Raw genomic sequence first — 25,946 nt, forward strand, 5'->3', positions numbered from 1 at the left:
GGTCCTTTAACAACACTTAGGAACTATTGCTCCATTAAAGCCTATCGGGCAAAACAAGCGTTATCCTACTTAACCCTAAACTGGAAAATATCCGAAGTACTTAAATTATTTTGCTTATCGCGGGTTACAATCTTCCAGTAATATATGCCGGCAGGTTTAACTTGTATATTGCTTAATGAAGTACTCGAAATATGAGATTGCAACAACGATGGGGAAGCAGCATTGGTACCAAAGTATATATCGTAGTCCATGATATCGTTATCAGCATCTGAACCTGTCCATGATAGGCTAATGAGGCTATTCACAGCCTGTAGTTGCCCACCATCAACTGGTTGGTAAGCAGTTGCCGGGAATGGCGCGTAACTTACTACGCCTGGCCCTGAGCTATAAAATTTCCAGGTATCGCTTTGCGCCGTACCGGATGTATTTTTTAGTTTCGATATAACCTGCCACGAGTAGGGTGTATTTACCGGCAACTCTACCGAAACCTGGTTTACAGCTACAGTTTGACTAAGTGCGGTACCCGTTTGGAGGTTTTTTATAGTTATCTCGTATTCGTCGGTATTGGTGGCCGCATTCCAGCTAAAAAATATGCTGCTTTGTGATCCTGATTGCCCATTACCGCTCACACACACCGAGTTTTGGGCGGGCAATATCAAAACGGGTTTCGATGGTGACTTTGTATCTGAACCGGCATCGCCTTTTTTTCCGCAGCTACAAAAAATAAAACCGGCACATATCGTCAACAATACTAATCTCTTCATTTTTTAATTATCTTAAATACCTGTTTTGTACCATCCGTATCCAGCATTAAAGTATAGTTACCAGGAAGCTCAATTCCGCCCGTTTGTAATGTTACTGTGCTTGCAGGGTTACTTATCTGCTTACTAAGCACCAACAAGCCACTAACTGAATAAATATCAATAATTGCCTTTTTAACCTGTTTATCACCAATAAACACATTGATAGATCCGTTGAAAGGGTTTGGGTATGGTGCCGGTTGGGCAGTAATATCAATGATCTTCTCCACCACGCCCTGGCACAACTTATCCGTTGTTACGCTTAATTTATTTTTGCCCGCCGCTAATGGTAATACAATACTGCTATCCCTGGTGCTATGTAAAACCCCGTTCAACATTACGTGATACACTTCCCCCCCATTTAACGACAGACTGATGGTCTTGCTTGCCTCGTTTACGGTAGATAACAGGGCAAGGTCTGCCGGTTGCGATACTACTGCCGCATAACATTGTTGATAATTTTTATCTTCTTCTACTGTTATGCACACATTATAAGTCCCGGCTAAAAGCCCGCCAAAGTTGATGGTTTTAGTGAACGGAGCAGATTTATCCAAACCATTACCGGTTATGCGGGCGGTATATTTGTAGCTGTCATAAGTTGCATCGACTGTAATCTTTCCGTTGCCACTGCCTCTGCAGGTTAAACTTTGCGACGTTAGCAGGAAAGCATTTTGCGGCAGTATAAATTTAGATACGATAACTACAGGCAATGACACTTGGCTAAGCGAGTCGACACTTACTCGTACAGTGTATGATGCTGGCTCTTTAACTTCATAACTGGCATCTGTAGCACCGGCAATAGCCTGCCCATTTTTCATCCATTGATATTGATATCCATCTGTCGCCGCAGTGCGTAAATAAGTGCTGCCATGCTGTTGGATTACGGTAGCATCAGCATCCACTTGCGGAACAATAAATAATTGCAAGCCATCTGCGATACCGGAACCGTCTTTATTTTTAACAATAATTTGCCCCCCGGTTGTGCCTGGGGCAATAATTGCGTTGATTAACGTTGGCGATACTACTTTAAATTTAGCTGCGGCCGTGGTTCCGAACGAAACATCCGTAACATTCTTAAAATTTATACCGGTAATGGCTACTGTTGTACCTACCTGCGCCCGCGGCGGTGTGAATGAGTAAATAACCGGCGCAGTTGAGGTAACAAAAGTGTTTGATTCGGCCGTATAAGTGCCCGATGATGTAACCGCACTTATGGCATAAATATAAGTGGTGTTGGGTTTAAGATTTTTCAGTACCGCATTGTAGGTTGCCATACCCGAACCACCGCTTACCGTACTCACATTAACAGTTTTACCATCGCCAACTTTCGGTGCCTCCCAATACCTGAACAGTATCGTGGCATCATTGCCATTATCATCAGCCGAACCTGCAATTGTAGCCCCAGTAGTACTGACGTCAGCCGCATCCTTAGTTGATAGTATAGGTGTTGCAGTGTACGTTCTTACAAAACTTTGCGTACTTGCGGTATTATCGCTCCCCGCAAGCATCATGGCGCCGTTAGGGGTCATGCTTACTGAGGCACCAAGGCTCGTAGGGTTAACTTCTCTTAAATAAAGTTTATTAACCACATTCCAGGTATCGCCGGTACGTTTGTAGCACCACATCGCTCCCTCGTAATAATCTGTTAAATAGCCACCCACCATCATTGTTGCACCGTCTGCAGACAGCATCAACGCCTCTCCGAATGCAGAATTATTAGCGCCGTCTTTGGGTATTATCATATTACCCTGCTGTTTCCAGGTATTATTGCTGCGTGTAAATACCCACACTCCGCTGTTTTGTGAACCATCATACCACGATACGCTACCTATTGCCAGCACGTTACCGTCTGCGTTTAGGGAAAGCGCAACCCCTTGCGACTGCAAATGTTTGGCACCGGTGCCAATTAGTTTGGCACCCTGCTGACTCCATACGCCGTTGGCATTCCTTGTGAATACCCAGGTAGCACCGGTATAGTTGTCATCATTGTAACCGCCCAATGCTATGGTATTGCCATCGGCACTTATAGCTACTATAACACTTTGATCAATACCGCCTACGGCACCCTGGCAAACAAGTTTGGCACCCTGTGGGGTCCATACACCGCGATCACGTGTATAAACCCATGCCGCTCCGTTATTCATGTGGCTGGTAGATCCTAACACAAGGGTGTTGCCATCGGCACTCAGTGCTATATTGTACGGATAGGCGTCGTTTAAAGGATCAATTGCCTTAAAGTCGGCTTGTTTTGACCATATTTCACCATCACGTACATACACAGTTGCAACGCCGTCGTGTGTAAAAACAGCGGTGTTGCCATCTGCACTTAGTGCGGTAAAAAATAAAAGACTTCCTGTTAATAAATTATCGGTTTGCTTTTCCCATGCATCTCCATTGCGTTTGTATATCCAAACACCACTTTGCCCGTGGTCAACATATGCAGCAAAAAGGGCGGTTTTACCGTCGGCGCTGATATTTACTTTAGTATTAGAGCGTCCGTAGCTGTCTGGCTCATCAAGATACAACCTTTGCTGTTGCAGGAAATTTGGCTGCGAGGTATTGATAACTTTAAAGCTACCACTTGCATTCACGCTCCCCGCGGGTGTGTTGATAGTAAGCCCTCCTTTAGTTGTACCGGGCATAACCATAGCAATCATTTGTTTGCCGGTTGCAGATATTACCAGGGCAGGCACACCGCCTACAATAACACTTTGGGGGCTTATAAGGTTATCGCCGCTTATTGTAATCAGTGTACCAATCGCCCCTTTCGCAGGAGTAAAAGACGTAACAACAGGCAATCCCGGTATAGTTGTGAATTTTTTTGTTATGCCATTTACCGTACCTTGAGTACTTGATGCATTTATACGGTAGTAATAAGTTACGCCGGGTGCAAGGCCAGACAGTGCAACGCTGAAAGTCACCGCTCCCTGATCTGCAGCTACGCTGCTTTTGCCATCAGCCGGTATAATTTTAGCCCCGCTCATATCGGAAGATGTGCTGTATTCAAAATTAACGGCAGCTGCAATACCTTTACCATTCACGGTACCATTCAATGAGGCGCCATTAAGAACAATATTTGATGCGCTTAAAGTATTGGCTTCGGGCAATAAAATTGCCTTGTAAACAGCCACCGAACCAACTCCCCCATTATCGAAATGGTTGCCCGCCGTCGCAATGCTGCCATCAGCGCTAATTGATAAGGCATCACCATAATAAGTTGCATTACTTGCAGCTTGTGATACAGGGTTTCCCTGTTGGATATATTTATCGTCGGTACGCTTAAAAAATCTAAGCTCATCCTTGCCTGTATTTCCTGCATCAGCCGCAACAATTGTTGAAGCATCGGCGCTGGCACCTACCAGGCGGCCAAACATACGCACGTTATTAGCAGCTGCAGGCAACGCTATTCTGGTGTTTTGCGTCCAGTTAATAGTTGATGGGAACTCACGTTTAAAAGCCCATACAGCACCTTGTCCGCTGTTAAAATTTGGCGCGCCTACTATCACATATTTTCCATCAGCACTTACCGATATCGAACTGCCGAACTGCGAACCATCAGCAACGCCGTCTGGCACAAGTTCAAAGGGCGGGGATAACCATCCGCTATCGCCTAATTTAGTATAAACGCGCACCGTGCCTCTGCTGCTGCCATAAGTTGGCTGTCCAACAGCAATTACCTTCCCCTCAGCACTAATAGCCAAAGTATTACCCGGCTGAAAGCCGAACGGCAGCTGTAAATTTGTACCTGACCAAACATTGTTTGCACGGTTATACACCGTTATCATAGCATAATAATTATTCTGCGAAGATCCGCTTACTACAACGGTCGATCCATCGGCGCTTACTGCTACGAGGCTGCCCTGCGCCTGTTGCCGGGGTAATGCTGCAGTAACAATTTTTTGTCCTTGCTGTGTCCATATTTTGCTGCTTCGGGTGTATATCCAGGCTGCGCCTGTCGCATTATTATCGCCTTCGCCACCTACTACTACCATATTACCATCGGCCGTTATAGCAACCGATGCTCCTTGCTTGGCCGCTCCTATTACATCAAGACCAGACAGCCGGGCTTCCATATTCCAGCTATCTCCATTTCGAGTATAAATATAAGCCGCGCCAGTATTGTTATTATCACTATGGGCTCCCACTATTAAGGTATTACCGTCGGCACTCAAGGCGGTTGCCCATCCAAATTGTGCAAGCCCTTTCACGTCTGCCTGTGTTATCCTTGTTTGCGGAGTAAATGAACCATACGCTGGTGCCAGCTCAAAATTGCTGGACGCTGTGGCATAACCATTAGCGGTGTTAAGCGCTATTGCGCCGGTTGACGCCCCGGGCATAACCATTGCTACAATTTCGGTATTAGTGTTTGACAACACTACAGTATTTATTCCTCCTATTACCACGCCCTGCGTATTAACCAGGTTATTACCATGTATAGCAACCAAAGTACCCGCCGGGCCACTTAGTGGGTTAAACGATGAAATGGCCGGCTTACCAACATTGGCGACAGTTGCTATATTTAGAGTATAAGAACTGCTGCCGGCCGCATTAAAAGCAGTTACAACATAATCTGAAGCTGGAGTTATTTCTGTAGCAAAGCCGGTGATATTACCTGTAAGCTGATCAAATTTAAGGCCCGCAGGCAGCTGTTTATTAATAATGTAACCAGTAACTCGTATTTTCCGAACCAGGTAGTTCTGATATTCTACCAGGTAAATATTCCCTTTCGTGTCATAAGTGAGCGCATTAGGACTTCTGAACTGGGCTATGGTGCCTATTCCATCTGTGTTGCCGCCTGCCGTATAACCATCGGCGGGAGTACCGGCTACCCGGTTTATTATACCGGCAGGAGAAATAACGTTTATGATTTGATTGGCTGTATAATAAATATTGCCTGTAGCATCGGCCGCTACACTGGTTACATAATTATTTGAGGGAATACCCAACATTTCGGCGGTGGCAACAGTTGTCACAACGCCCTGCGGAGTTATTTTCCTTATCCTGTCATAATCACCCGCGATGATATTATCTTGTTTATCAACAGCTAAGCAATTGATACTGTTAAACCTGGCCGTTATTGCATTTCCATCATTTGATCCGGCATCGCCAAAGCTACCTGCAAATGTTGTAACAACACCTTGTGGTGTTACTTTACGGATGGCCTTGATATCATAGTCTGCAACATATAAATTACCCTTGCTATCCACAGCGATTGAAAGAGGATAACCAAAAGATGCATCGGCACCAATACCATTAACCGGGCCATAAGGGCCACCACCCGCTATTGTTGTCACTACAGTGTCGGGGGTTATTTTACGCACACTCCTATCTGACATAACATACAGGTTACCGGCAGCATCAACTGTAATTGCGCGGGGATCAACGAAGCCCGCAGACCGGCCAACGCCATCTTTGTAAATATCATTACCTCCAGCAAACGTAGTCATAACACCGGCCGGCGTTATTTTGCGAATAACATGATTGACTTCATCGGCCATAAATATATTACCTTTTGCATCTACGCATTGTGAACGTACAGCACCGAAGCTTGCGGTTGCAGCACTACCATCCTGGTAGCCCGGCCGGCCACTGCCACAAAGAGTGGTAACCTGTCCATAATATCCCTGAGGTATTGCGCCTCCGGTGTTTACAGGCACTAACGTTTGGATTGGAACTCCCAAAGTAAATATTTTAGCTCCGGCGGTGTAAGTGATTTTAGGGGCCTGGGCCTTAACCGCAGTTATTATGCACAACAAGCATAAAATTGCCAGTAAAAATTTCGACTTCATTAAATCAGTTACTGGCTTTAAAAAACTTTAGCGGATAATGAGTTACTGGGAGTAAAGGGGGGTATATATTTATTCATACATTACAGCGATAAGATTAGTAGCAGTAAATATAATATTTTTTAATGGGAAATTGAGTGCCGGGTTTTTGGCGACATTTTTCATAAAACACTTTGACACAAGTGTTAGTTGATTCGTTCTTACAAAACGATCCGGTACACTATTTCTAAAATTCAACCAGGATCTTATATCTTCAATCTATTAAAATTAAACTTTTGTTCCTGGCCTTCTTTGATTTCTTTAGCGTTAACTGATCGCTTTTTACTATCCGCTACCGTGTTTAATTTAATAGTCCCGTGATGAACTTTAATGGTTAATGATCTTACTTTGCTATTTGCGCCATCGTTGCACTACCCGACCGCGTAACCGTTCGACCAGAAATAAGTTCCGGTTTGGATGTTATTGCAAACTGCCATCAACTGCTGAATACTGGAATTTGCTGATGGCAGGAATAGCTGATTTCGGCAGACATCACTTCAAGCCGGTAATCTTTGTCCACTATAAACTCGTCCGGATGCACCTTCAATGCATTCTGATGACATTCAAGACAGTTTGCTATTAGATTAAATCTATGGTATAACCTTCCGACTGAAGTTTTTGGATGACTTCAAAAGCCGTGGCCATGATATTGTTGTTTTTTTTTATAAATCTCGGTATAGTTAATGCTTAGTCCCAGTTACCTGACAGCGTAACATCCATGTCTTTATTTTTGACATCCATCTCTAACGGAAAGATGATTTTATAACTATCCATATTCATTTTTTGCGAACTAATCAAACCTGTAGAGTCGGCCCACAACTGCACTATACATGTTTGTTTATATAGCGCTTGTTTGAGGCTCGAAGTTATACCCAGCGTAACTGGCAATGGCAGGCTTGACGGATACGAAGCAGATTTACCGATAACTCGCTGATTATCTGCGGCGTCAACTACCTTGACGTAAATATGCTGTAATTCGGAGTTTTTGTTTGTGTAGGCATTTATGGTAACCGTTTTTAATTTAAAGTTTTGGTTATCTTTTTGGCATGCAGTTATACTGACGATGATAATAGCCAACAGGGTTATATATTTCATTTGTTGTTTAATATTAAGTAATTAGATTATGCAGGTACAAGCCGGCGCGAACGCAGGTAAACCGCTGTACGATTTAGATAAGGGAATAAAGCAATAAGCAGTAAGGTTGCGACCAGCATCATTGACATCATTTCGTAATAATCCATAGCGAACCTGATTTGGATTTGCTGATTAATGGCGCCAACCAGCTGCTTGTTTGCGCCTTTACTGGCTTGCTTTAACGAGAGCCCCTTTGACAACAGTTCGGTCCCACGCGTGGCCAGCGCATGCAATGCAAACCGGTCAACTTTTGTTAGATGGTCCTGAAATGCATTGTAATGCCGGCTTTTTTCGTAGAGCTCGCAAAAATTGATGATTGTAGCACTAACACAGAAGCCAACATACCCCATAGTTGAACATATCGAAGTTGCTGACGGGCCAATTGTAACAGGCACTGCAGAGATGGCATACACAATGGTGGGCACCATGATCATCCCCACGCCTATCCCCTGCATAAAAAGCGGAGCGTAAAAGTTGTTTTCATTTGCCTCTGTAGCAAACAAAAAGAACATAATGACATGAAAAGCCAGCAATAATATAAAGCCCGGAAACCAGATAAACCTGATATTTTTTTTCTGCAGGATCATAGCACCGGAAATTATAATACCAATTATGAGGCCGCCCAGGTTGCAACTGTTTATATAACTTACGTGAATAGGATCAAGCTTAAGTACACCTGTAAAAAATGAATTGGTGATATTAACCGCAAACCGACATATATAAAGTATGAAGATTAGAAAGGCCGCGAACTTAAAATTGCGAAAGCGAAATATACCCAGATGCAGATATGGTCTTTTTAAACCTCTTTGGCGTACAATGTAAATCAGCGTGCTAACTATCATAGCGGCAACGCTATAGTAAATGCGGGCATCATCCAACCAATAATATTCCTGCCCATAAATACTAATATACCCCAGCAAAGTGAGCATGATGCTCCAAAACACAAAACTCTGCCAGTCGAGTTTGTATAAGTGAAAGCGGGCGTTCAACCTTACGTTATTCATACACAGCATGATAAGGCACAAGCATGGCAGGTAAGAGAACAATGCGCCCTTGTAAACCAGGTTAAAATTATAAGAGTCTATCAAATCGGCGGTAACCAAATTGGTAAAGGGCAGAATACATATCAGCATTCCGAAAAAAACCGAGAAGCTTATTTCGCGGGCCCTTTCGCTGTGCAGGCGGGTAAACATGAGGGATAAAGACAGGTTTACTGTACTGGAGAACAACATCCCCTGGAAAAAACGGATCGGGAATAATATATAAAGATCATTGGTTAAATAACATACCAGTGTTGTCAGCAACTCCAACATGGTAAAAATGATAAAATATTCTTTTGCTGCCAAGAAGTTAAAGAATCGCCGTTCAAGGCTGTAAAAGGCTATATACCCGGCATAAAACAAAGCTACTGCAAATTGTATATCTGCCGGTTCGCTGCCATAATAGCCTGCTGCCGCATTGATGTTTGCAAATGGCAGAAAAAAAAGCACCAGCGTGGGCAGGATAAGTGAAAACAGGATGATCTTAATAGCCCAGCCCGGAACCCAGCTTCTAAAAATTGGAATCCCCCTATCCATGGCGCTGCTGTTTTTTTGGAACGTAAACATTAACATTCATCCCCACTCTAAGCATGGCCAGCTGCTTTTTTTCAGCATCGACCCTGATACGTACCGGCACACGCTGAACAATTTTCACATAGTTACCGGTAGAGTTATCCGGAGGCAGCAACGAGAAGCTGGAACCGGTCGCGGGCGACAAGGAAATGATAGTGCCCTTAAACTCCTGGTCCGGAAATGCGTCGGCAACAAATTTTACGGTATCACCTATATGCATGCCGGCAATTTGGGTTTCTTTATAATTGGCTATCACCCATTTGTCAGTTTCGTTATCAACAATATAGGCCAACACTTCGCCAGCATTAATCATTTGACCGACCTCTACCGTACGACGGCCCATTCTTCCATCATATGAAGCCCTGATAACGGTATATTCAACGTCAAGCATGTTGCGGTCAAGCAAAGCTTTTAAACGTGCAATTTCTGCCCTTAATACCGTCTTTTCTGCTATAATATCTTCTATTTTTGATTCTGCGGCTCCGTAGTTTTCCTCTGCCGACTGGAAATCGCTATTGTTTACATCCAGGGTAGCCTGAACATTTTCAAGCTGTTGTTTAGTAGCTGACTCCTCTTTATAAAGGCGCAAATAACGTTCAAAGTCAAGCCGCTGTTTCCAAACTTTTGCAGCGCTTGCTTTAATTTGAGCTTTAGCAGAACCGGCAGTTTTTTGCGTGGTGTGTATGTTACTTTTTAATACCTCTAACTGTGCCTCGGCTTTTTGTATAGCTGCCCGGGTCTGCGCAACTTGTAAAGTGTATTCCCGGTTGTCTATGATTAATAAGGTATCTCCCTTTTTTACCGGCTGGTTCTCTTCAAACTTTACAGCCACTATAAAACCTCCCGCACGCGATATAACAGGGTTTACGTACTCCTGTACCTGTGCGTCATTAGTTTGCTCATACTCATGATACTCCCAAAGTGTAAATACGGCCCAAATAGCCAGGGCTATAATGGTAAGGCCGGCTATCCAACCGGTTATCTTGGTAATAATTCGATCTGTTACTATATGCTTTTTTTTCATGTTAAAGTACGCCGGTGATGTTTTGAAGTAGATAATATTTGTTTTGAGCCACAATACGTGCGGTTGCCAGCTCAAAGCGTGTTTGCAGCACCTGCACATCGGCATCAAGCAAGTCGGTAATTAATGAAGTTTGATTGAAATAGGTATTTTTAATAATGCGGGCGTTTTCCTGTGCATGGGCCACATCAACCTCGGCCACACCAATTTGCACCAGCGATTCCTTATATCGTAAGTAAGCCTCTTTAACCTGTTGCCGTACTTTGTCCTCAATGTCTTTATGAGTGGTTTCTTCTTTATCAAGCTCCAGTTTAGCCGAGTTCACTTTATGCCTGCTTTGATAAAGTTGCGATAGCGGCATAGTAACCCTGATACCGGCAACACCAAGCGAGTACCAGGCAGGATTGTAGGGAAATAGGAATATTTGCGGGTTAGCATATGAAAAATCGCTGTAAAGCCCAACCTTTGGTTGATAGTTGGCTTTTACCTGGCTAAGATGCAGTTTACTAACCTGCGTTTGCTTTTCAGAAATATGGTACGCAAAGGAATGTTCCATTGCGTCGGCGAGGTATTTTTCATAAGGCAATTCTGGCACGTCAACTGAATCGAACTCTGTGGGTATGATCACACTTTCATCCGGTTCGCCCATAATGATGTTTAGTTTCTGCGTAGCGATAAGAATATCATTCTCAATTGTTACCAAAGCCATCTTACGCCTGGAAAGATCCAGTTCAACACGCAGCACATCGCTTTTTAAGACCACCCCATTTTTTTGAAGGGCTTTTATCTCCAACAATTGTTTTTCCTGATCGGCAATATCCTTAATGATCAGTTTCCTGAAGACCAGGGCCTTTTGAAGATCAAGATACAGCGCAGCCGTTTTATACCTGATGACAGAGATCGCTTCGTTATTATGGATAACCGCAATCTGGTACAATAGCTTATTCTCCTCAATTTTAAGGTTAAGCTTATTGCCATTATAAAGGTTCAGATAAAAATCGGCCCCTGCTTTGTATAAAGTGTGTATAATTTCGTGTTCCTGCGTGTGCGAAGAAAAAAGGCCATTTTCATAAATGGGCATATTGGTTGCCTTTTCAATGCTGCCAAGCAAACTTACTTCGGGCAACCGTTCCATTATTGCGTCCTTAATCTCCTCGTCGGCAATCAAATTGGCTTTTCTGGTAATCTCAACCTGCCTGCTGTTTTGTTCGGCTTTGCGCCAGGCGTCCGGCAATGTAAGGAAGGCAGTGTTTTTAGACTGGCTATATGCGCTATTGGCGGTTAACAAACCAGCAAATGCGATCAATATTTTACTGTAGTACATATTTGTGGCAAAAATATGCCTCTCACAACTGTTCGCTTTCGCCTAAGTTGCCAATATTTTCATCATTCCGGCCAATTTTTATTAACTTTGAATTGCGATGATATTCTAATGACGAAGATTGGATTAATAGCTTCCCTCCCCGAAATTGATAATAAGCCGGATTCGGTTTTTGTGATGCATGAAAGATCAGAGAAATTAATCCCTTTTCATACCCATACCAAGGGCCAGTTAAGCTACGTTGAGGGCGGCTTGGCTTACATCACTACACAAAACAAAACCTATGTAGTGCCTGCAAGGCATTATTTCTGGATTCCGCAGGGCCTGATACATGAACTTCGGGTGGGTGTTTTCGCAACAGCTTTACGATCACTTTATTTTTATTCCACCAACGACGACGCGAATGAATTTTATGGCAAACTGGGTATTTATCCGGCTAGCGAGTTGCTGATCCAAATGATCAATTATACCGAGCGTTGGGACGAACTCCATATAGGCATTGGCGATCGTAATTTCGATTTCCTGGTAGCGCTGAAGAATATGCTGCCCGACTTAAACAAAAGGTCGTTGCCTATTATGTTGCCCAAAACTGAACATGAGCTAATGCAAAAGATCATGAATTATTTAGAAAGCCATATAAGCGAAAAATTAGTTATAGCTGATGTAAGCGAACATTTTGCCATGAGCGAGCGGTCGTTATCGCGCCTGTTTCAGTCGCAATTACGTATTTCTTTTTTACAATATATTAAGAGCCTGCGTATGATAACGGCGATAGAGATGATTGTTAAAACACAAAAACCTATTGCTGATATTGCTTTTGAGGTGGGGTATGCCAGTGTTGCGTCATTTAGTGATACATTTTATGCTTTCACCTCATCACGTCCGTCTGACTTGCGGAGGCGTTGATCTGAAAAGTCAGCCGAACGGTCAAGCTTTCCCAGTACCGCTTACCCACACACGTACGCTTTGCACATCTATAGTAGAATATCCAATCTCTGCCCTGGCTGTGGCTCTTGCCAGCTTTTAAGTCCGCCTGTGAAAAAATAGATGTCATTAAACCCTTGTCTTCATTTATTCCCATACAAAGGTCTTGGGCGCTGACCCCATCCGCTAACAGAAAGTAAGTTTAATCAATTCAATGAAGATTTGAATTGAGCAGGCGATAGCTGCGTTTTGATCTTAAAAAGGCGGCTAAACGATTGCGGATGCCCGAATCCCAATCGATAAGCGACTTGGCTAATGCTCAATGTGGATGTGGCAAGTAATTCTTTAGATCTCTCGATCAGTTGCTCCTGGATGTGCTGTTGTGCGCTAAGCCCGGTGAGCGAGCGCAACATATCACTCAGGTAATTTGGTGTGTAGTTTAATCGATCCGCCAGGTGCTGAACGGTGGGCAGCCCTTTTTTTGTTGGCATTTCTTTTTGGAAATAATTGTTTAATGCCGCTTCGAACTGCTGAAGCAGGTCGCTGGTGGCGGCCTGTCTCGTAAGGAACTGACGTTTGTAAAAGCGTTTGGCGTACGTCAAAAGCAATTCTATCTGCGCAATGACCACCTCTTGGCTGAAATCGTCGATGCGGCTGTTCAACTCTTCCTCAATGATCTTAAAAATGGATGAAATGGTCTTTCTTTCCTGTTCAGAAAGGTGAAGCGCTTCGTTTGATGAATATGAAAAAAAACCATACTGCCTGATCTTGGCAGCTAAGGGAAAACCTTGCAAAAAATCCTGATGAAAGATCAACGAATAACCTTCATTTCCTTTATATACGGATGTGCTGCCAACCACCTGGTTAGGTGCGGTGAATACCATACTGCCTTCGTCAAAATCATAATAACCCTGCCCGTATCTAAACTTGCCGCCCAGCTTTTCAATAAAGGATATCTTGTACAACGAGGTCACGTAACTGACCGGTAAGCAGCTTAAATTGATCCGTTCGTCGCGTGTATCAAACAAGGTGATCAACGGATGCTTAGGCCCTGGGAGATCCAGCATACGGTGAACCTCTTTAATCGATTCTACCTTAGCGATTTTAGGCTTTTCTGTTTTCATAGCTAAAATTACTTAATATGACCGGCAACTGCCTCAGCCGCCGGTCATTTAAGTGCCAGGTAATTGCGATTAATCGAATTACCAGGGCAGTTTTCCTTCCGGGCCGGTAAATCCACCTGTCGGGCCATCTGTTTCGAGTGCGACGCGTACTGGCTCACGCGAACCCATTTCCAGGCTATCTGTTCCCTGGAAATTATTGAGCGCAGTAGCTGTATAACCCGGGCTGGTCGCGTTTACCTTGATCCCTTCTTTCTCCAGCTCTAAGGCAAAAGCCAGGGTTACCGCATTTAAAGCAGTTTTAGATGCAGCATAGACGATGCCGAAATGCTCACGTGCCCAGCATTCCGGATCGGAAATCCATGTAAGGGAGCCAAGGCTGCTGGATACGTTAACGATGCGCGCTGCTGCCGATTTTCGCAGTAAGGGCAACGCCTTCTGGGTTACAGCGATCACACCGAAAACGTTGGTTTCCCAAACGGTGCGTACTTCATCCAGCGATACGTTAACGGCGCGACCGGTGGCCATTAACTCCTCCGGGGTTTTGGGAGCCGTTCCTGCGTGAGAGACACCCGCGTTATTCACCAGTAGGTCCAGGCGTCCATATTCACCGGTTATTTTAGCTACCGCCGCATTGATACTTTCCTGCTGTGTGACATCCAGCTGTACTGCTTTTGCATTATCGCCAATCTCGGCAGCTGCCTTTTTGCCGTTCTCCAGGTTACGGGAACCCAAATAAACAATATAGCCGTTAGCGGCTAGTGCTTTAGCAATTTCATTCCCTACACCCTGATTAGCACCGGTTACCAGCGCGATCAGTTGATTATGATCTTGACTTTCCATTTGCTTAATTTTTTTAGTAGCACAAAGGTCTGTATCACAAGTTGTACCGTTTTAACCAAATCAAGGATATTCCTAACCAAATTATTCTATTATTTAAAAGGGCTACCCAGCCTACGATATTGCCTGGACGCCATTAGTTGGCAGCCGGGCTCGTGAGTACAGTAGCATTCAAATATTTGGTCGATTCGGCAGGACGATGTCCTGCCAGCTTTGGGCGACGGTGATTTGTTTGAGAAGCGGTAAACAAAACAAGGTCGTGATTTTTTTCATGGCCTATTATAGTTAGACGTTTGTGAGGCTCTAAATATTATTAGAAATTTTTAGAGCTGATCTATAAAGCCATGTTTGCTCCACGGTAGGCCTGTTGTCATTAACATTCAGAATTAACGTTAATACTGTCCATCCCATGTGGATCAATCATTGCGAACTAAACAGAGCCCCGGTTGAAAACAAACAGATTAAGTGATTATCCCACGAGGCAGGGTGGGCTATCCGCAATTAATAAAAGCATAAAAAAAGTTGTCAATGAATTGACAACTTGCCTAAAGTAGTACTCAAACCCGTCTGCTATACAAACGTTTTTTTCAGATGACCTAACACGGTTTGCCGCTTTATTTTAATAAATAAGATAAATTTGAAATATCTAAACCGTCATTAATCGAACCGCAGCTATATGTCAATATTCGTTAACTATTGAACCTACGGGAGTAATTTTATGAGATCCTTCCTCTCCTGCTCACCAACCTGCTTAAGCAACCTAATTTCTTCTGGGATAAGTTTATAATAGCGCTCAAAATTCTCTAAATAGTTTGCGAAATTCATTGGATGATAACTCAGTAAGCGATTAGTTTCCTCCGCAAAACCAAGATTTTTCGGAATATAAATACCATCATTACCATTGTCGCCATTTTTTAATACAGATGTTATCATCGACAAGCGTTTGAACTTCTCTACAAGCCCTGCAGTTATCAAGGTTCCTGGTGCCTCGTTATAGGTTATGCGTAATTGCCTTGCAACCTTGCAGCTTTGATCAGGAAGCAATATATTTAAACATAGATTGTCGCCATCATAATTCCAGCAGCCATCCCGGCTATCAGGATTAAATTGCAGAGGTTTGCCGTTCACCGATACCTTTAACGGCGGCTGGGTACCAAATACCTTTATTTTAATTTTTTTCCGTTCGGCCATGTCTTGATAATTGCCCACAGTAGGCGCTATATTCACAATCAGCTCTTTGTCGTCGAGCTGTGATGCTATGTTAGTTTTGGCAAATTGGTTTTTATAATTTTTATTGTTTCCGTTATCCTCGTAAACCTGGAAATTACCGCTACCTCCCGGAAATATTCCCAGCGTTAGGTTATTCGGATTTTTGTCCAGATTTTGAATTTGATTATTGTACATGGGTATTACCGAGCCGGCTTTTACATATACCGGGTATTCGTTAATCGAAAATGAACGTTCAAGTATTTGCCCTCCCTTTAGCAAAGTTCCTGTAGACCACTCATACCAATCATTTCCTTTCGGCAACCAAACTTTAACTGTGGCGAAGCCATCCTTAGATGGTGTTGTAATTGGCCTGATAAGCATATTATCGCCAAACATGTACTCTTCTTTATAGCTGTAAGCTTCCGGCTGTTTCGCATAATCATAATACATTGGCCGGCAAAGCCCGATGCCGGTTTCAAACGTTTTCCTTGACATTGTATAAATGTAGGGCACGAGCGCGTAACGCAGCCTGATGGCATCATGTTGTGCTGTAGCATACTCCGGAGCAAAATTCCATATCTCTTTTTTGATAGCTGCGTTTTTAGTAGAATGTGTTCGCATAATGGGGCTAAAGCAACCATATTGCAACCAACGTGTATAAAGTTCAGGCTCTACCCCTTTTTCGTTTCCCTTGAGGATGTGCCCGCCAATATCATGGCTCCAATAACAATATAAAACGTTCGATGCAGTGCTTGTAAAATAGGGTTCATAAGCCAGTGATTCCCACGACATGAAAGTATCTCCCGAAAATCCAATCTGGTAACGGTGGTTGCCCAATCCTCCCCATCGATGGTACAACAGCGGCCTGTTTTGGCTATGCATTGCCTTATCGGTAAAGAATGTATAATTAAGCCACCATGTATTACTTAGTTGGGGGATCTTATTATCGTTTGGCCATTGTTGCCAGTCCAGCCACCAAAAATTAACGCCGGCTTTTTCTATTGGTCTTAATACGATATCAAATAAGCCACGCATAAACACTTTGTTTGATACTTCAAACGGGATAGCTTTCCTTTGGGAGGAATCGGTCTTTATATAGGCAGCAAAATCATTATAACGTTGTTCTGTTGGTTGGATACCATCTGCCGGATGGAGATTCAATGTGGTTTTTAAATGGTTGTCCTTTGCCCATTTCAAAAAGTTGCCTGGATCGGGGAAAAGGTTTTTGTTCCAGGTGTAACCTGTCCAGCCCCTGGTATGCCAATCCATATCTATCACCAAAACATCAGTAGGTACATCAAATCGTTTCAGGTTTTGCACCAGTTCCCGAAGCTCGTTATCCGAGTAACTCCAATACCTCGACCACCAGTAACCAAATACATAGCGTGGTAACATAGGCACGTGACCTGCAATTTTGCTAAAATCCAACAACGCGGATTTATAGTCATCACCATAGCCCAGAAAGTACCAATCCAATTTTGGGGCACCAGGAGTGGTTATCCAGGGCCAGTCAGAGTCATCTAATCTTAAGGATTGAGAATCGTCAAGAAAAAACCAGCCATCCCGCGAAAGGATACCATCTTCCAATTGGAGTTTTTGATTACTGTACAGGTTCATTTCACCGTCTTGCCCATCTAAGGTGCGGGAAGTTCCTTTTAAATTGAATTTTTGTTTTTGCCCCGGCTTCCACGATACCGTATCAGCATTCAAAAAACGGATCTTTAGGTTGGTGCTATCAAATACTCCTGAATTAATTTTGTAAGCAAGCTCAATCTTCTTGGTTTTTAGGTAAAACCATTCGTTTTCCGTCCGCGTGCTGAATTCAGGAACAGGCAGTTTTCGGTTAACCACAACCAGCGAGGCCCTGTTATCATAACTTGCGGGCTGCCCCCATTGTAATCTTATTAGTTGATCTGTAAGAACGGTAAACCGCACGTTCCCGGATTGCACAACAGCTTTTGGGTCGGGCGTTAATTGATTATCATTTTGACCATATGAGTTACTTGCAAAAAAGATTAGGAAGCAGGCTAATAGTTTAAAAAATGTTATTGTTTTATGTTTGTAGGACATTAGCATATAAGTGAACTTTAAAACTGTGATCAGGAATAATCATAAGAGCTGAACGGGGGCGTATCCGACCAGATAATGTATTTATTTAGCTGACGAGCAGTTGTGAACGGGCATACAATAGCTTTCCGGTTTAAAGAATCCGGTTTTGTTTGATATTAAAAAACAAGGGTGACTTAAAATTGATAACAGGTATCCTGCCGTTTACTTTTCGCTTATCAACGGCCAGGCTAAAGCGATTGTCTTATTCAAAACAACCGCTTTAGTTAGCCGTCCTGGCTTTATCTTTACACAGCGTTATTTGAAAACCGAAGGTAAGAGCAAGTCAGCCGATATAAGGGTTTAGGTTACCATCCATAATTTTGTACCAGTGCCGGGTCGATATTAATCTCGGTCTGAGGTATTGGCATCAGGTAATGCCTGTCGGCAAAAACACGGGTTTGATCTACCACCGTTTTATAAAACACCGCAACACCTGCAGCTTCACTATTAGGATCTAAGCCGGTAGAGTTCAGCTCGCCAGGTGTAGGTCTCGCGTTCATGCCGTGCATATTGCCGTTGTCTACAGTTTTAGCTATCAACCAACGGCGAACATCCCAAAAACGCTGATTTTCAAAGGCAAACTCCACACGTCTTTCATTTTGGATCCTTTTCCGCATACCTTCTTTTGTATTATCAGAAGCGATGATGGGTAAGCCCGGCATAGATACCCGGCTGCGTACGGCGTTTACAGCGTTATATACATCGCTATTTGGCGCACCTAAATATTCATTCATAGCCTCAGCATAAATCAAATATATCTCGGCCAAACGGATAATCGGAAAGTTACGGTTTGCATCGCCGCCGCCTTTTAAATTAACATTAGGATCGGCCCATTTACGCCAGTTGTAACCTGTTTCGCAGTTGGTACCAGGTTTAGGCCAGCCGTCGCAACCACCGCCGTTATTGCCAAACCAGGCAAATTTTAAAGGCCTCGCATTGTTGGTGTAATTCCAAACGTCGTACTGAAAAAATATAGTAGCGTAAAAACGGGGATCCCTGTTTTTATACATATTTGATATATTGGATACAGGCGTATTCCTTACACCGTCCCATAACTGGCCATTCCAAAAGCCCGTAGCTTGATAACCCGATTGAGGGTCTGTTATTGGCCTGCCATTATTCATTTCGTACGAATCAACTAATTCCTGGAATACACTCATTTTTCCGTTTCCGTTAACGGCATTGGCATCGCGGCCGTTAGGTAAATAATTACCTTCGAAATTTCTGTTGTTCCCCATAATATATGGCAATATGATCTCATCATAATTTCTGGTAAAAAACAACTGCGCATAGTTATCAACAGGGTTTGTTGGGTTGGGATTGGATAGTGAATAAGTATTCAGGTTTAGCACGGCTTTGGCTGCGTTGGCAGCCAGTAGCCATTTATTGTTGTCATAGGCCTGAGGAAATAACTGCGTTCCATCGGCATTTTTAATACCGGCATACATCGTGTTTCCGTTATATAACGGGCTGGCTGCATACAGTAGAGTACGGGCCTTTAATGCTAACGCGGCGCCCTTGGTTATCCGCCCATAATCTGCTGAGCCACTGGCATAATTTACCGGTAAAATTTCCGCAATGGCGTCACATTCTGAGGTGATAAATTTAACCACATCCTCAACGGTGTTTCTTGTTGTGGTGGTGGCAGCCGGATCTGTTGTGGCTAAAACTGTATTGATTAAAGGGACGGCACCGTACCTTCTGAATAATTCAAAATATTGATTAGCGCGCAGAAACCTCGCTTCCGCCTTGTAAAGCGGAATTCGCGGGGTGTAGTAATCACTCCTCGAAGCCGGGACGGGGGTTTTATCAATACTTGCCAGGAAAATATTTGCAGAACGGATATATTGGTAAGCCCTGCCCCAGATATCGAGTGAGTTATTGGTAGCGTTCCAGGCACCTGAATTAAACGGCAATTCGGGCACATTTTCCCAATGATTTTTACATTCATCAGTACAGGCCCCTAAAACTGTTCCCCCTCCGTAAATGAACTGTATATCATTATTGTTTAGCGATGCGTATAAATGGTTCCAGGCACCTTCGGCATTTTGGATATTATTAAAAACAGCATCCTGCGTAACCAGCTCTGTTGGTACCACGTTAAGATATTTTTTGCAGGAAACCACAGAAATGCAGGCAATTAAAAACAGGTATATGAGTTTGTTGCTTTTCATGTTTAATATTTTAAAATGTAAATCTTAAACCCGCGTTGATCACTTTTTGCTGCGGATAAGTTCCAGTACCATTGTTACCAATTTCCGGATCGAAATTGAAATCTTTTAGCTTGCTCCATGTTAACAGGTTAATGCCATTAACAAAAACGCGGGCGTTCTCTATTCCTATCCTTTTCATCCATGTTGTGGGTAAGGTATAGCCCAGTTCAACGGTTTTTAAGCGCAGGTAATTTGATGAATAGATCCAAAAGGTGGAGGCTTGCTGATTGTTCACGTTATCGGCCGATGAAATACGCGGGAACATATAATTGGCATCGGGATTTGAGGCTACCCAGTGGTTATCAACCACCTGTACCAGCGAACTGGCAAAGCGCGAAAAGGCATAAACCCCTGATCCCGACAGTAAAGTAGAGCCGCCTAAACCACCTTGAAACAGGACACTTATATCAAAATTGGCATAATGATAGCCCAGCGCGACACCAAACTGCGATTTGGGATTGGCTACCTTTCCGGGAAGAAAACCGGCATCTAAACTGTTGATCACATTGTCGCCATTTAGGTCTTTATACTTAATATCACCCGGTTTGGTAACACCAAGGCTGGCTTGCGAAGGGCTGTTATCAATATCCTGCTGGCTCTTAAACAATCCGAGGGCGGTGTAACCGTAAATTTGGTTGATACTCGTACCTTTTAAAGCCTGCCATTCGCGACCGGGATAATCGGGTTGGGCATAAAAAAGGATCTTGTTGGTGGCATAGGCATAATTAACTGTAATACTATATCCCTGTTTTTTGCCAAACTCGTGCCTGTGGCTTAGCGAAATCTCGTACCCCCGGTTATCTGTTATGCCCGCATTAACCGCCGGTATTTGCGGCAAGCCTATAAAAGAGGGGATCAACTGCGAGGTAGCCAGGATATTATTGCGGCGTTCTTTAAAAACATCTGCCGAAAGTGAGAACATCCCTTTCCATAAACTCAGGTCAAGGCCCAGGTTTATTTTCTTTGAGCGTTCCCAGGTTAATAAGGTATTGCCGGCCTGACCTTCCAGGTAACCGGTGTAGCTATTTCCATTGCTGTTAAACCCAAATCTATATGAGTCACCGGTTACCCATGAACTTAAGTAGAGGAACCGGCTTGACCCTATCTTATCATTACCTACAATACCGTATGATCCGCGCAATTTAATTTGATCGATAAAGCTAAGCGAGGGGTTATCTTTAATAAAGTGCTCGTTTGATGCTATCCAACCTGCAGAAACAGCAGGGAAAAAACCAAACCTGTGCCCTTCGGCAAAGTTTTCGGATCCGTTATAGCCAAAATTAAATTCAACCAGGTAACGGTCATCATAAGCGTAGGCAGCGCGGCCTAAAACACCCTGGTATTTGTAGGGTAACCCTGCTCTCGCGTTTCCTACACCACCACCCACAGCATCAAAAAAGCTCGACTGGTTGTAAATAGCCATCGCTTTTACCGAATGCTTGCCAAAGTCGCGGTCGTAGTTCATATAAGCTTCCAATACAGTGCGTCGTGATCCGTTGGCGTTCACCTGGTAATCAAGGGTACCGGTACCATTATTTACAATCACATAATGGCCATTAGCTGCCAGGTCGGTCTCAGTATCGGCAACTCCCTGGTTCAATAAATATTGGTAAGTGATATTGGATAACGGTCTGTTTACATTTCGGAAGTTATCATTATCAAATGATAACCGAACACGTGTACTCAAACCTTTTGTCAGCCAGCCTAAATCCCATTTAAAACCAGCGGTAGATTGCAGGGCGGTTTCAAAGTTTCGTTGATAACCTGACTGTGTCAGATCAACATACGGTGATTGATTAGTATTGGGCGCGGCACCCGGCGAACCATCCGGATTGGTTATTGGATAATACCATGCGGGTGTTTGTTTGATATCATTAAATATTTGTGAGGCATTTGCCCCGGGATAATTTCTATCATAAACAATAGCACCAAGATTCAGTTCCATCGACAGGTTTTTGGTAAGGTTCAGGTCAATATTCGACCGGAAGTTGTATTTATGGGTTATGGCCTGGATATCGTACTGGCTTACCGCGTCTTCGTAGTTATACAAACCGTTTTGCTGCAAATACGATAACGAGATAAAATATCTTGTTTTTTCGGTACCACCCGTAACGTTCAAATTGCCTTGCGAGAGGTATGAAAACGGCTTTAGCATTGTTTTTGTCCAGTTAACATTAGGGTACAGATATTGGTAGGCCGGATAGGTACGATCGCGGTATTTATTCAATAAAACATCGGTGTAAGCGTTGGTATCGGCAAACAGGCCATCGTTTATCAGGCCTTCTTTATAAAGCTTGCGACCAGTGTATGAATCAACATACTGAGGCAGGGAAGTTGGTGACTGCCAGCCATTTTGAGCGGTCGCCGAGATACGCGATGTGCCGATCTTTCCGCGTTTGGTAGTAACCAGTACAACGCCGTTAGCGCCTTGTATGCCATATATAGCGGTTGAAGCCGCATCTTTAAGGATGCTTACATTTTCTACCTCATTGGCGTCTATACCACTAAAGTCCCTTTGGATACCATCAACCAACACCAGGGGAGCCGAATTGTTAGTCGTACCGAAGCCCCTGATGTTCAGAGACGAACCATCGGCACCCGGCTCACCGCTGTTTTGGATGGTTAGCAAGCCTGGCAAGCGGCCGGCCAACGCATTACTTAAATTAGCAACAGGGCTTTGCTGCAGTTCTTTTGTACCTACAGATACTATTGAACCCGTTACGCGTTCTTTGCGCTGAGTTCCGTAACCTACCACAACAATTTCCTGCAAGCCTGTACCAGGAACAAGCGCAATAATCCCCAGGTCTTTCGCTGCTTTAACTTCTTTTGTGGTGTAACCGATGAAAGAGATGACCAGCGTACTGTTGTCAGGAATGTTTTTAAAGGCAAATTCGCCTTTCTCATTGGTGGTCATCCCCTGCCCTGTGCCCTTAATTTTTACCGAAGCACCAGGTAAAGGTCTGCCGGCCTCATCTACCACGGTTCCTTTAACCTCAATATTAGCTATGACCGCTTTATTTTCATTGAGATCCGGTTCAATGGTTTCACCATTGCCCTTAATGACAATGGTTTTTTCGGCAAAACTGTATGAAAGCGCCTGACCTTTTAATAAAATATCAAGTACCTCTTTAATATCGGCATCTTTAACATTGATAGATACTGATGGAGAATTTTGCAGCAACTTATTTTTATAAAAGAAAGTATAGCCGCTTTGCTTATTGATATCTTTTAATACTTTTTCGAGCGATACCCCGTTTTCGGACAGGGTGATTTTTTGGGCGAACACATCCGCTTTAACCTGTAAAGCAAAAGCGATGGTTAACAAAATAATTAGCTTCATCACTAAAAATGTTCTTCGACTTAAAAACAGAAATTCGCAGTTTTTCAAACTACGTAGATTAATTTTCATAGTTTCGTTAGGTTTTTGGTTTGATTAAAATTGAACTGTGCTGGTTTTCTATTAATCTCTGATCCAGAAACTACCGCGCAAGCGGAACCTGCCGGCAGTGTTGGAAGCACTTCCGGCATTTTTTATGGATGAGAATTTTTAAAGGGAGCTTTTAAGTATCTGTTTTCTTCATCTTAAATTGGGTTTTGAGGTTAATAATTGGTATTGGTTTTTATAGGATGATGCAGGGGCTATTGAGAAACGATAAGCTTTCGCCCGTTTTGTTTTACATTAATATCATCAAGTTTCAGGATTTTCAGCACCTCAGAAAAAGCCGCGTTCCGGGGGATCTCACCGTTGTAGGTATCATTACCCAACTGGCCCTGATATTCCACCTCAACATTATACCACCTGGAAATTTTGCGCATTACATCATGAATGTCTGCATTTTTAAATAAGATCACGCCCTTTTTCCAGGCCACAAACTCTTCTGCATCAACAGTTATTTTTGATAACCGGTCGTTTTTGAAAACAGCTTGTTCATTGGGTTTTATAATGATTTCAGGAAGAACCCCCGGAGTTTGATTTTTTCCATAAACTTTAACGCTCCCCTGCAGCAGGGTGGTTTTAACTGCGTTTTCGTCCTGGTAAGCGTTGATATTAAAATGAGTACCCAACACCTGCACCACCTGGCCGGCACCCGACACCTTAAATGGCCTGTTTCTATCATGGGCCACCTCAAAATACGCTTCGCCAGATAACTCAACCACTCTTTCCCTACTCGTGAAATTTATCGGAAACTTAATGGTACTACCGGCATTTAGCCAGACCTTCGTACCATCGGCCAGTGTAAGCTGGTATTTTCCACCTAAGGGCGTTGATAATATATTGTACGACTGTGACGAACGGGAGATTCCGGCAGTGGTTTTCTGATAGGTCAGGCTGCTATCGATATCGTTATTAACGGCAACATCATTAAGCGTAAACAAGTATCCTTTGCGCAAACCATCAAGGATAATTTGCTTTCCGTCCGCAAGCGTTAATATGGCCTTATTACTGCCCGGTTTAACAATATTTCCATCGGATGCAATTTCGTGAGGTTTAGTAGTTCTGTCGAAATGCTTATTGACAACAAATAATCCACCAAGAGCAAAAATAACAGCCGCTGCCGCCCACCATCGGATCCTGATAAGAGGTTTTATCTGGTTTTTAGATAGCCTGTTATGGAGATCTGTTTTCAGGCGTTTCTCAATTTCAGCTCTGTCACCAAAATCCGGGATCCAGGGCATATCCGATAAATCGAAGCTATCGCGATATTCTTCAAATAATTTTTGCTCTTCGGGCGTACAGTTACCTGACGTGCAACGCTCATATAATTCTTTAAATTCCTGGTACAACATGGCTATAACGGTTATTAGTAAAGACAACTTCCGCGGCAATAACTCACACACCTTTTTTATTTTTTTTAGATTTTTTGCAAACCATCCAAAATGACACCCAGCTATCCCTCAACAATAAAACTTTGTTATTACCTTGCATAGTTCAAGCTTAGCCCGGATTCTTTTAAATGAACTACACTCAACAATCAGATGAAGATTTATTTGCCGCGGTGAAACGTAATGATAAAAAGGCGTTTACCCTGCTTTATGATCGTTACTGGGAGTTGGTTTATAAAAAAGCTTTTTCTTATTTGCATGATACCGACACCTGTATGGGCATTGTAAACGACATATTTGTTAATATTTGGGAAAAGCGGGATGCGCTCAAAATCATTACGTTTAAAAACTACCTGACCTCATCCGCACGATACCGTGTATATAACGCTATAAAAGCAAGCAATACCTCGCCGGTAAAATATGTCGCAGATTACGAAAAGCTCGATGACTTAAGTGTTGTGTACAATCGCGCCGAAACCAGTTTTGAAGTTAACGAACTAAGCACCGACCTGGATAAATTGCTCGATAAACTACCTCCGCGATGTAAAGAAATATTCCTTTTAAGCAGGGTAAATCAATTAAGTAACACCGAGATTGCCGAACGACTATCTATTTCAAAAAGAGCGGTTGAAAATCAGATCTCGCTGGCTGTTAAACACCTTAAACCTCATTTTAAACACTATCCAACGGTTATACTTGTTGCAAAATTGATTCTTTTACATAACCAACTTGGGTTATAGGTAAAAATGGCAGCCTCCCGTTTACAATTGAACCGAAAAAAAGTAATCCGGAAAACTCCAGAGTATTTCCGTCTTTTTACTCTACTGAAATTATTTCATATGACTCATCTGCAAGTTCGAGTTCCGCTTGATTTGCCGGTCTTTGGATTTCAAACTGGCATGTATGTGATATTGTGGTCAAATCTTACGATATGCTCCCCAATAGAGCAATCAAATTGTAAACCATCTACAAGGAGATTAACAGCACGTTAG

The 25,946-nt window shown here is 43.2% G+C and carries 14 protein-coding genes; 2 read left to right on the forward strand and 12 right to left on the reverse strand.

The genetic code is table 11. The features are described 5' to 3' along the window. Nucleotides 1-65 precede the first annotated feature (65 nt). The 6 genes from IEX80_RS05990 to IEX80_RS06015 form a co-directional block, all read right to left on the reverse strand. The gene (locus IEX80_RS05990; protein ID WP_188832312.1) at nt 66-764 is read right to left on the reverse strand and encodes a fibronectin type III domain-containing protein; all 699 of its coding nucleotides are present in this window, start codon (nt 762-764) and stop codon (nt 66-68) included. Beyond that, nucleotides 761-6,481 (reverse strand): IPT/TIG domain-containing protein, encoded by a 5,721-nt coding sequence (locus IEX80_RS05995; protein WP_188832313.1) that lies wholly within the window; start codon nt 6,479-6,481, stop codon nt 761-763. The genes IEX80_RS05990 and IEX80_RS05995 overlap by 4 nt, the downstream gene beginning before the upstream one ends. A gap of 831 nt (nt 6,482-7,312) precedes the next feature. After that, nucleotides 7,313-7,720 (reverse strand): hypothetical protein, encoded by a 408-nt coding sequence (locus IEX80_RS06000; protein ID WP_176626980.1) that lies wholly within the window; start codon nt 7,718-7,720, stop codon nt 7,313-7,315. Nucleotides 7,721-7,746: 26 nt separating this feature from the next. Further along, nucleotides 7,747-9,366, reverse strand: a complete 1,620-nt coding sequence (locus tag IEX80_RS06005; protein ID WP_229701532.1) for an MFS transporter — start codon at nt 9,364-9,366, stop codon at nt 7,747-7,749. After that, on the reverse strand, nt 9,329-10,396 hold the full coding sequence (locus IEX80_RS06010) for an HlyD family secretion protein (protein ID WP_090525957.1): 1,068 nt from the start codon (nt 10,394-10,396) through the stop codon (nt 9,329-9,331). Before IEX80_RS06010 ends, IEX80_RS06005 begins: the two co-directional genes overlap by 38 nt. A 1-nt stretch (nt 10,397) precedes the next feature. Further along, entirely contained in the window at nt 10,398-11,717 is a 1,320-nt protein-coding gene (locus IEX80_RS06015) for a TolC family protein (RefSeq protein WP_188832315.1), read from the reverse strand. A gap of 108 nt (nt 11,718-11,825) precedes the next feature. Between IEX80_RS06015 and IEX80_RS06020 the strand changes: the two genes are divergently transcribed. After that, on the forward strand, nt 11,826-12,620 hold the full coding sequence (locus IEX80_RS06020; protein ID WP_217633115.1) for an AraC family transcriptional regulator: 795 nt from the start codon (nt 11,826-11,828) through the stop codon (nt 12,618-12,620). 224 nt (nt 12,621-12,844) lie between these two features. Here IEX80_RS06020 and IEX80_RS06025 read toward each other — a convergent pair whose 3' ends face one another. The 6 genes from IEX80_RS06025 to IEX80_RS06050 all read right to left on the reverse strand — a co-directional run bounded on the left by IEX80_RS06025 (nt 12,845) and on the right by IEX80_RS06050 (nt 24,918). Beyond that, nucleotides 12,845-13,762, reverse strand: a complete 918-nt coding sequence (locus tag IEX80_RS06025) for a helix-turn-helix domain-containing protein (protein ID WP_188832316.1) — start codon at nt 13,760-13,762, stop codon at nt 12,845-12,847. Nucleotides 13,763-13,840: 78 nt separating this feature from the next. After that, entirely contained in the window at nt 13,841-14,602 is a 762-nt protein-coding gene (locus IEX80_RS06030) for an SDR family NAD(P)-dependent oxidoreductase (RefSeq protein WP_188832317.1), read from the reverse strand. Nucleotides 14,603-15,301: 699 nt separating this feature from the next. After that, complete coding sequence (locus IEX80_RS06035) at nt 15,302-17,878, reverse strand: glycoside hydrolase family 31 protein (protein ID WP_188832318.1); 2,577 nt, start codon at nt 17,876-17,878, stop codon at nt 15,302-15,304. A 344-nt stretch (nt 17,879-18,222) separates the two neighbouring features. Beyond that, entirely contained in the window at nt 18,223-20,091 is a 1,869-nt protein-coding gene (locus IEX80_RS06040) for a RagB/SusD family nutrient uptake outer membrane protein (RefSeq protein ID WP_188832319.1), read from the reverse strand. Nucleotides 20,092-20,101: 10 nt separating this feature from the next. Further along, on the reverse strand, nt 20,102-23,539 hold the full coding sequence (locus IEX80_RS06045; protein WP_188832320.1) for a TonB-dependent receptor: 3,438 nt from the start codon (nt 23,537-23,539) through the stop codon (nt 20,102-20,104). Between the two features lie 230 nt (nt 23,540-23,769). Then, nucleotides 23,770-24,918, reverse strand: coding sequence for a FecR family protein (locus IEX80_RS06050; protein WP_176626993.1), 1,149 nt, complete (start codon nt 24,916-24,918; stop codon nt 23,770-23,772). A gap of 167 nt (nt 24,919-25,085) precedes the next feature. Between IEX80_RS06050 and IEX80_RS06055 the strand changes: the two genes are divergently transcribed. Next, nucleotides 25,086-25,694 carry an RNA polymerase sigma factor gene (locus IEX80_RS06055; protein ID WP_188832321.1) on the forward strand — a complete coding sequence of 203 codons (609 nt, stop codon included), beginning with the start codon at nt 25,086-25,088 and terminating at the stop codon, nt 25,692-25,694. The last annotated feature ends 252 nt before the right edge of the window (nt 25,695-25,946 follow it).

Source organism: Mucilaginibacter rubeus, from assembly GCF_014643835.1.
Lineage (GTDB): Bacteria > Bacteroidota > Bacteroidia > Sphingobacteriales > Sphingobacteriaceae > Mucilaginibacter > Mucilaginibacter rubeus.

Excerpts from the sequence above, each read along its gene's own strand:
- IEX80_RS06045 (WP_188832320.1), bottom strand. The coding sequence starts at position 23,539 with ATGAAAATTAATCTACGTAGTTTGAAAAACTGCGAATTTCTGTTTTTA.
- IEX80_RS06015 (WP_188832315.1), bottom strand. The coding sequence starts at position 11,717 with ATGTACTACAGTAAAATATTGATCGCATTTGCTGGTTTGTTAACCGCC.
- IEX80_RS06035 (WP_188832318.1), bottom strand. The coding sequence starts at position 17,878 with ATGTCCTACAAACATAAAACAATAACATTTTTTAAACTATTAGCCTGC.
- IEX80_RS06025 (WP_188832316.1), bottom strand. The coding sequence starts at position 13,762 with ATGAAAACAGAAAAGCCTAAAATCGCTAAGGTAGAATCGATTAAAGAG.
- IEX80_RS06030 (WP_188832317.1), bottom strand. The coding sequence starts at position 14,602 with ATGGAAAGTCAAGATCATAATCAACTGATCGCGCTGGTAACCGGTGCT.
- IEX80_RS06005 (WP_229701532.1), bottom strand. The coding sequence starts at position 9,366 with ATGTTTACGTTCCAAAAAAACAGCAGCGCCATGGATAGGGGGATTCCA.
- IEX80_RS06040 (WP_188832319.1), bottom strand. The coding sequence starts at position 20,091 with ATGAAAAGCAACAAACTCATATACCTGTTTTTAATTGCCTGCATTTCT.
- IEX80_RS06000 (WP_176626980.1), bottom strand. The coding sequence starts at position 7,720 with ATGAAATATATAACCCTGTTGGCTATTATCATCGTCAGTATAACTGCA.
- IEX80_RS06010 (WP_090525957.1), bottom strand. The coding sequence starts at position 10,396 with ATGAAAAAAAAGCATATAGTAACAGATCGAATTATTACCAAGATAACC.
- IEX80_RS05990 (WP_188832312.1), bottom strand. The coding sequence starts at position 764 with ATGAAGAGATTAGTATTGTTGACGATATGTGCCGGTTTTATTTTTTGT.
- IEX80_RS06055 (WP_188832321.1), top strand. The coding sequence starts at position 25,086 with ATGAACTACACTCAACAATCAGATGAAGATTTATTTGCCGCGGTGAAA.
- IEX80_RS06020 (WP_217633115.1), top strand. The coding sequence starts at position 11,826 with ATGACGAAGATTGGATTAATAGCTTCCCTCCCCGAAATTGATAATAAG.
- IEX80_RS06050 (WP_176626993.1), bottom strand. The coding sequence starts at position 24,918 with ATGTTGTACCAGGAATTTAAAGAATTATATGAGCGTTGCACGTCAGGT.